Annotated in this window: 6 protein-coding genes and 4 tRNA genes; 3 read left to right on the top strand and 7 right to left on the bottom strand. The window is 44.1% G+C overall.

Going from position 1 to position 6,399, the window contains the following annotated elements:
• The 5 genes from ACK5MF_RS17065 to ACK5MF_RS17045 form a co-directional block, all read right to left on the bottom strand.
• On the bottom strand, positions 1-242 hold a 242-nt coding region (locus ACK5MF_RS17065; RefSeq protein ID WP_416923753.1), incomplete at its 3' end, for a GTP-binding protein.
• A gap of 111 nt (positions 243-353) precedes the next feature.
• A tRNA-Thr gene (locus tag ACK5MF_RS17060) sits at positions 354-429 on the bottom strand.
• Between the two features lie 14 nt (positions 430-443).
• Positions 444-518 (bottom strand) — tRNA-Gly (locus tag ACK5MF_RS17055).
• Positions 519-552: 34 nt separating this feature from the next.
• Positions 553-637, bottom strand: a tRNA-Tyr gene (locus ACK5MF_RS17050).
• 69 nt (positions 638-706) lie between these two features.
• Positions 707-782, bottom strand: a tRNA-Thr gene (locus tag ACK5MF_RS17045).
• 208 nt (positions 783-990) lie between these two features.
• On the opposite strand from ACK5MF_RS17045, the gene coaA reads away from it, so the two are divergent.
• Entirely contained in the window at positions 991-1,914 is a 924-nt protein-coding gene (gene coaA / locus ACK5MF_RS17040; protein WP_416923752.1) for a type I pantothenate kinase, read from the top strand.
• 144 nt (positions 1,915-2,058) lie between these two features.
• Here the strand turns inward: coaA and birA are convergent, their stop codons facing one another.
• Together birA and murB are read right to left on the bottom strand one after the other, a co-directional pair.
• Positions 2,059-3,021 (bottom strand): bifunctional biotin--[acetyl-CoA-carboxylase] ligase/biotin operon repressor BirA, encoded by a 963-nt coding sequence (birA, locus tag ACK5MF_RS17035; protein WP_416923751.1) that lies wholly within the window; start codon positions 3,019-3,021, stop codon positions 2,059-2,061.
• Positions 3,022-4,092 (bottom strand): UDP-N-acetylmuramate dehydrogenase, encoded by a 1,071-nt coding sequence (murB, locus tag ACK5MF_RS17030; RefSeq protein ID WP_416923754.1) that lies wholly within the window; start codon positions 4,090-4,092, stop codon positions 3,022-3,024.
• Between the two features lie 49 nt (positions 4,093-4,141).
• On the opposite strand from murB, the gene ACK5MF_RS17025 reads away from it, so the two are divergent.
• Together ACK5MF_RS17025 and pssA are read left to right on the top strand one after the other, a co-directional pair.
• Positions 4,142-4,573: a GNAT family N-acetyltransferase gene (locus ACK5MF_RS17025; protein ID WP_416923750.1), complete on the top strand. Its 432-nt coding sequence runs from the start codon at positions 4,142-4,144 to the stop codon at positions 4,571-4,573.
• Positions 4,574-4,665: 92 nt separating this feature from the next.
• Positions 4,666-6,006, top strand: a complete 1,341-nt coding sequence (gene pssA / locus ACK5MF_RS17020) for a CDP-diacylglycerol--serine O-phosphatidyltransferase (RefSeq protein WP_416923749.1) — start codon at positions 4,666-4,668, stop codon at positions 6,004-6,006.
• Positions 6,007-6,399: the final 393 nt, after the last annotated feature.

The following is a 6,399-nucleotide window of genomic DNA, read 5'->3' as shown; positions in this document are numbered from 1 at the left end:
TCTACGTGTGCGTAGTGACGGCTTGGAGTATCGTATTCTACGTGTGAAGTAGAGATTGTGATACCGCGCTCACGCTCTTCTGGAGCGTTATCGATTGATGCGAAGTCACGAGCTGCACCGCCGTATACTTTTGAAAGAGTAGTACAGATTGCTGCTGTTAGAGTTGTTTTACCGTGGTCAACGTGGCCGATAGTACCAACGTTTACGTGCGGTTTCGTACGTTCAAATTTTTCTTTAGACATGAGTTGTCCCTCTAGGTACGGATTTAGGTGGCTTTATAAATGACCACGCAACCAAAAATTTGGTAGTAAAAAGTATATATCAAAAGGAAAACTTTGCTTAGCGCTTAGAGCTGGTGCTGATAGGCAGAATCGAACTGCCGACCTCATCCTTACCAAGGATGCGCTCTACCATCTGAGCTATATCAGCACTCTAAAATGGAGTGGAGCGGGCAGCGGGAATCGAACCCGCATCATCAGCTTGGAAGGCTGAGGTAATAGCCATTATACGATGCCCGCAACACGTAACTCTGAGAGCTATTTCCTAATAATATGGTGGAGGGGGACGGATTCGAACCATCGAAGGCGGAGCCGGCAGATTTACAGTCTGCTCCCTTTGGCCACTCGGGAACCCCTCCAAATTTTTACGCCATTTCTCTCATTAGTGAGCCATTCTTACTCAAGAAGAACTCTCATAAAGGAGAATATGGTGCCGACTACCGGAATCGAACTGGTGACCTACTGATTACAAGTCAGTTGCTCTACCTACTGAGCTAAGTCGGCATAAGTGGTGCGCATTCTAGTGAATGATCTATTGGCTTGCAATACTTATGATAAAAAAAATGCGAAATTTCGCTTACTTTTGTTTATTCGATGATTTTTCACGCGAATTTACGCCCAAACGCTAAATATTCCATCTTTCCCATTTGCATTGTTGCTACCATATTGTATGTTCGCTGGTCTTACTCTAATTTCGACAATTGAGCATGTTATGACCCCATATTTGTCTTTCGATCGCCAGCAATGGTCTGAGCTTCGTAACTCAGTACCTATGATGCTGTCAGAAAGTGATCTGCAAGAATTGCAAGGTATCAATGAGAACTTGACGGTAAAAGAAGCAGTAGAAATTTATCTTCCTCTCGCACGTCTTCTCAATTTGTATGTTGCCGCAAGACAGAGTCGTAATAGCGTGCTTGATCAGTTTCTCGGTAATAAAGAAATCGCCCCGCCTTTTATCATCGGTATCGCTGGCAGTGTTGCGGTCGGTAAGAGTACTACGGCTCGATTACTACGAGCCTTACTGGCTCGCTTTGAAAACCACGCAAAGGTTGAACTGGTCACCACCGACGGCTTTCTTCATCCAAACAAAGTATTGGAAGAGAGAGGCATCATGCATAAAAAAGGGTTTCCTGAATCCTATGATATGCGCAGCCTTGTCCAATTTGTCTCAGATGTTAAGGCCGGTATGCCAAACGTCGAAGCACCGGTTTATTCACACCTCACCTATGACATTACCGAGCAGAAAAAAGTGGTTGATCGCCCTGATGTATTGATTATTGAAGGGTTGAACGTTCTGCAAAGTGGCATGGATTATCCGCATGACCCACATCGAGTGTTTATCTCGGACTTTCTCGATTTTTCCATCTACGTTGATGCAGACAGCCAGATGATCGAAAAATGGTACGTAGAACGATTTATGAAATTCAGAGACAGTGCATTCAAAGAGCCGGGTTCTTACTTCAGCCATTACACCAAGATCAGCGAGGCCGAAGCCATAGAGAAAGCCAAAAGCATCTGGCACTCGATTAACGGCAAGAACCTGCAAGGGAATATCCTGCCAACCAAAGGCAGAGCTCAGTTGATTTTACGCAAAGGGTTAAACCATACGGTAGAAGAGATACTGCTGCGCAAGTGATGGCGGTTATTACCGCCAATTTGAGTCATCCTGAAAAGGCTCAACCCCCGTCATCCTGGAAAATGCGTAGCATTTATCCGGGATCTCGCGCCTGTGCTGATAGGGGAGCATTGTGCCTACGCAGAAATGACGAAGAATCTGTCGCTATTCCCCTTTACGCAGCGAAATCTCACCACCAATAAAGCTCTTCAATCCTTCACTGGTTTCCAACAGCACGCCACCCTGAATATCAATACCGCGCTCGATGCCGGTAATTTCATTGGCGCCCATGATTAGCTTCACTTTACGGCCAATAAAGTTATCTAAGCGATTCCAGCGTGCAACGAAGTTTTGCATACCGTGCAGCTCGTAATGCTTTAATGCGCTATCTAGGGTGTTGATAAACTCTGCTGCCAAAACGTTGCGATCGATATGATCAGTACCGATCACCTGTGACAAACTGGCCCACGGTTGATCGATAGCCGATTCTTTGTCTTGCATGGCAAGGTTCATGCCCATACCAATAACCAAATGCGCAGCACCGCCCGCCTGACCTGACATTTCAACTAATATGCCAGCCAGTTTTCTATCTTGGTAATAAAGATCATTAGGCCACTTCAGTTTGACACCTTCCAATCCCATGTTTTCCAGAGCTTCAACCATGGCAACACCAACCACAAGACTTAGGCCCATAGCTGCAGCCATACCGGCTTCTAAACGCCAGTACATAGATAAATATAGGTTAGAGCCAAATGGCGATACCCAATGACGTCCGCGTCGACCTCGACCACTTTCCTGATATTCTGCTATACACACAGTGCCAGACTGTAACTGCGCCGTATTGTCCATCAAATATTGGTTAGTCGAACCAATCACTGGATGCAGTTCAACCGGATTGCTCACTTTAGACTGGATCAACGCTTCATCTAACATGATCAAAGGTTGTGATAGTTGATAGCCTTTTCCCTGAACACGAAAAATATCAACGCCCCACAGTTGAATACCTTTGATATGTTTACTGATCGCCGCGCGCGACATGCCTAATTCTTCACCTAAAGATTCGCCCGAATGAAAAGAGCCATCAGATAACTTGCTCAGCAACTTTAACTTTACGTCTGGATTTTTCATTCAGAACTCTCCCATCAAACGACTTAAATAGGTTTCTTTATCTCGTCCCATAAAACGAACTTCATGTTCAAGCAATACACCATAAGTCTCTAAAACTTTATTACGAACGATACCCGCCAGTTCAACCACATCTTTCGCAGTCGCATGAGATTTATTAATCAGAACCAGCGCTTGATTAGGATGCACCTGAGCTCCGCCATGAACCATACCTTTAAGCCCCGCATGGTCAATCAACCAACCAGCGGCCAGCTTCATACCATCTTCCACAGGATAAGCAACGATATCAGGGAAGAGAGCCTTCAACATTTCAAAGTGTTGCTCAACAACGACTGGGTTTTTGAAAAAACTGCCGGCGTTACCAGTAATGGCAGGATTAGGCAATTTCTCACGGCGAATTTGACATATACGCTCAAAAACTTGCTTTGCATTACAACTATCGCCAAGCTCTTTTAACGGACCATAATTGATATTTGGCTTCCATTCTTTTGACAGTTTTAAACCGACAGCAGTAACGATTGCCCGATTATACAATTGATGCTTGAAAATAGAGTCGCGATAAGCAAATTCACATTGCGCTTTGGTTAATCGTTTGACTTCGAAAGTATCAAGGCAAAGATAATCAACATATTCACAGACATCCTGAAATTCTAAGCCGTAAGCACCAATGTTTTGGATAGGTGCCGAACCTGCACATCCCGGGATCAAGGCTAAATTTTCAAGCCCCGCAATGCCGTGGTTAATGCTCCATTCAACCAATTGTGGCCAATCTTCTCCCCCTGCAACATGCAGATAATGGAAACGATTATCTTCCATGTGCTCAATGCCCAGCATTTGGTTTACCAGCACAACACCTTGGTAGGCTTCCGTAAAGAGCATATTACTTCCTTTACCTAGCATTAACTTAGGTAAAGCTTGAAGTTCGGAACAACGGTATACTTGCTTTAAATCATCAACGGATTGGATGAGAGTGAGCGTGTGGCATACCTGTTCGATACCAAAGGTATGATAAGGGGCTAAGTTCACATCGTGTTGTAATTGCAGAGGATTAGGTAATTGCATGAGACTCTTCAGATAAACTAAACTGCAGACATTCTACAACAGATGCCTCGATAAGACACAAATGCCTACCCTCAAGTTTGAACATTTAGATCCAATAAAACTGCCTCTGCTCAAACGATTTTACAAACAACATTACCCAGGCAGCAAACCGAAGAGTGATGAATTATCCATCGTAGCGTACGATGAGACATTAATCGTTGCTGTCGTGCGCTTTCGCCCAATAGCGAACTATCGATTGTTGACGGGAATGGTCGTCAGTGAATCGAATAGAGGTAAAGGAATCGGGTCAGAGTTACTTAGATATTGCCAACAAGAAGTGCTTTCGAGCAATGACTTTTGTTTTTCTTATACTCATCTGCAAAACTTCTATCAGCAAGCAAACTTCAAAAAGATCGAAGTTGAAACATTGCCAAGTGAACTCAGAACCTTGTTTGTTCGCTATTGTCAAAGCGGTAAAGATCTCATTCCAATGCAATTTTTACCGTACAGTTAGAAGATTAAACAGCTTTTCTAGCCTTTTGTTTGACTAATTTGGTATTATTCGTCGTTCGCACATTTGCACATAAGTAAGGTAAAGCCTCCAAAATGATTGCTCGTAGAAACCCATTCGACCAGCTGCCGACTATTGCGCAAGATCCGAATAAGTTTGCCATCCTCTTCTCAGCTAAAGAATTCAGGACCCACCTGATTGAGTCAATTCGTCAGGCAAGTAAGCGTATTTACCTTGTTGCCCTTTATTTAGAAGACGATGAAGCTGGTCGCGAAATTCTTACTGAGCTTTTTGAAGCCAAACAACGTAACCCAGGTTTGGACATTAACATTTGTGTTGATTGGCACCGTGCTCAGCGAGGTCTCATTGGTAAAGCATCCTCAGAAGGTAATGCTGCGATCTATAAAAAGTTTAACCAAGAGTACCAACATACGATTCCCACTTATGGCATCCCAGTTCGCGGTCGCGAAGTGTTTGGCGTGTTACATCTAAAAGGTTTTGTTATCGATGATACCGTCATCTACAGTGGCGCGAGTTTGAATAACGTTTATCTGCATTACAAAGAGCGTTACCGCTTTGACCGTTATCATTCAGTTGAAAACGCTGCGTTAGCGGACAGCATGGTCAAATTTGTCCAACAAGAAATGCTAGCTCACCCTGCAGTGAATGATCTTAGTGCGCAAGATAAGCCCGACACTAAAGAGATCAAAACGGATATCCGCCAGTTCAGAGCATCGTTAGCTCAGGCAAGTTATAAATTCGATAATGAGATACTGTCGCAAGATAAAGTAGGTATTACGCCTCTTGTCGGCTTAGGCAAACGCCGCAACAGGCTAAACCAATACATAGTGCAACTTATCGCTCAAGCTAAAGACGAAGTGTTCATTTGCACCCCTTATTTCAATTTCCCAAGAAGCATAGCGAAGGAAGTTAAAAAAGCGCTTAAACGTGGGGTTAAAGTTCATATCATCATTGGTGATAAAACAGCAAATGACTTCTATATTTCGCCAGAGGAAGAGTTCAAAACCATCGGCGGTTTGCCTTACCTTTATGAGATAAATTTGCGTCGTTTCGCCAAAGCGAATGAAGCGAATATCGCTAGCCGCAATCTATCGATTCACTTATGGAAACATGAAGACAACAGCTTCCATCTAAAAGGTATCTGGGTAGACAAACGTTACATGCTGCTAACAGGCAATAACTTGAATCCAAGAGCTTGGAAGCTTGATTTAGAGAATGCGCTGCTGATAAAAGATGATTACCACTTATTAACAGAGCAGTTTGAGAAAGAGCTCCAGAATATTCTTCAGCATACTCACTTAGTTTGTACATACCGACAATTAGAGAAGCTTGAAGATTACCCAGATGCAGTACAACGCTTAGTACGCAAGATCACCCGAGTAAAAGCGGACAGAGTTTTAAAACAAATATTGTAAACGCAATAGAATCAATATCAGCCGACGCAATAGCGTCGGTTTTTTTTGTCCCTACATTGTGCGCAAAGACGCAAAAAACCCCGTCATTTCTGACGAGGCTTCCTTCTCTATAACAAAAAAGCGTGGCGGAGCGGACGGGACACCCTATCCACCTTGCGTTGGCGCGACCCCCGGCGTGACAGGCCGGCCTGCTCTTAAACAAAGAGGAACCCACGGATACCAATCACGTCATCCCTGTGAAAACAGGGATCTCCCTACTGTGCTCTCCATCGTCAGCAGATCCCAGATATTTCGTGCCGAAATTCTGGGATGACGCCGTTGGGTGGTGACGCTGGGTTGTAGGAGTGTGGTTTATTCCTAACGTAAAAAAGCCCCGTCATTTCTGACGAGGCT

The organism is Vibrio sp., from assembly GCF_047973365.1.
In the GTDB taxonomy this organism is placed as follows: Bacteria; Pseudomonadota; Gammaproteobacteria; order Enterobacterales; family Vibrionaceae; genus Vibrio.
The sequence above is the reverse complement of the archived record's forward strand: the minus strand, read 5'-3'. Positions and strand labels throughout refer to the sequence as shown.